1 protein-coding gene is annotated in these 1,320 nt (G+C 52.7%); it reads right to left on the bottom strand.

Annotated features, from left to right (window positions below; translation table 11 throughout):
• Positions 1-46: 46 nt before the first annotated feature.
• Positions 47-1,320 (bottom strand): RHS repeat domain-containing protein (locus tag AB5935_RS26470; RefSeq protein WP_368327924.1); only part of this gene is annotated, 1,274 nt, incomplete at its 5' end.

Consider the following 1,320-nt stretch of genomic DNA (forward strand, 5'->3'; position numbering starts at 1 on the left):
TCTGCAAATTCAGTAATGAGAGGACGTGTAAACGCAATAAGGACGTTCAAGGGCTTAGTTGCGGATTTGAGGTATAATATAATCCTGTTTCAGCATCTTCATACTGTCCCTGAAACCTGAACGGGCAATCATAAAGGAATTTTCCCGTAAAATCAATCACTTTTCCGTAAATATCCAGCGTGCAGTCCCAGGTCTTGTTCCCCTGCCCGTCGTACATCTGGATGGGGGTACCCAAGTAGTCAGATACAATAGAACAGGATTTATCACTTTGTATCTTGGCAGTAGGAATCAATGTTTCTTCTTCGAATATCCAAGTTGTTATATTGTTTCTATTAGGTAGTACGTCATTATCTGTAGCAGTAGTAATCCATTCGTGCAGCGGCACGTTTCCATCCCACACCCAGCGTGTGACCTTTCCGAAATACAGCTTGGCGGTACGCCGTCCCAACGCATCGTAACGGAACTCTACCGGTCTTCCGTCCGGACGTATGACATTCTTTAGCATACCATTGGAAGCCCACTCGTAGAGCCATCCCGTTCCCGTTGCCAGACAGCGGATGTCACGTTCCTTCTCCATGCGCTTCCGGTCATATCTTACGCCCGTTTCCTGCAACTGTTTGAACTCGCGGAAAATGAGGTTCCCCTCATCATCGTAGTGATAGAAACAATCCGGGTCCTCCAAAAGTTTTCCACCGGCACCGTATTTGCGGTCCTTCCTGTCCGGAGTCCCGAAGAGGTTGCCCACGAAGTCCGGCACACGATAAATCACATCCGTTTCCGAGCCCTGGGTGGTTTCCTGCCGGATAAGGAAGTCGAAACGGTCGTAGTCGTAGCGCATGACCGTTCCCGTCAGCTCGTTTTCCTTGGAGAGCAGACGGTTGGCAATGCCCCACTCATAGCGGTACGCTCCACGTTCGATGCCGCCCGACCGGACCGACTTGCGCACCTCGCATCCGAAACGGTCACGCTCGGTGCTGACGGTTACACCACCGGAAAAGATGCGCTGTACCTCCAGCCCCGTGTTGTCACGCACCCACGATGCCTGCCAGCTCTCGCCCGCCTGCATGGCCTGCAGGTTGCCTTCCCGGTCATAGGTATGACGGATGTCCGCTCCCAGACTGCTGGTGATGCGGGTGCAGTTGCCTTCGCCGTCATAGGTACGGCTGACGGTGTATTCTCCTTGCCTTTCCTCTGTAATCAGTCCCGTCTTCCTGTCACGGGTGAACTCCAGCAGGTTCTCGCTGTTCTTCGCCTTGACGAGCATGCCGTCCTTGTCATACGTGTAGAGGGAGACCTCCCCGTCATACTGTTCCTCCTTCA

Source organism: Phocaeicola sp. RTP21198st1_B8_RTP21198_201120 (assembly GCF_040929485.1).
Classification (GTDB): domain Bacteria; phylum Bacteroidota; class Bacteroidia; order Bacteroidales; family Bacteroidaceae; genus Phocaeicola; species Phocaeicola dorei.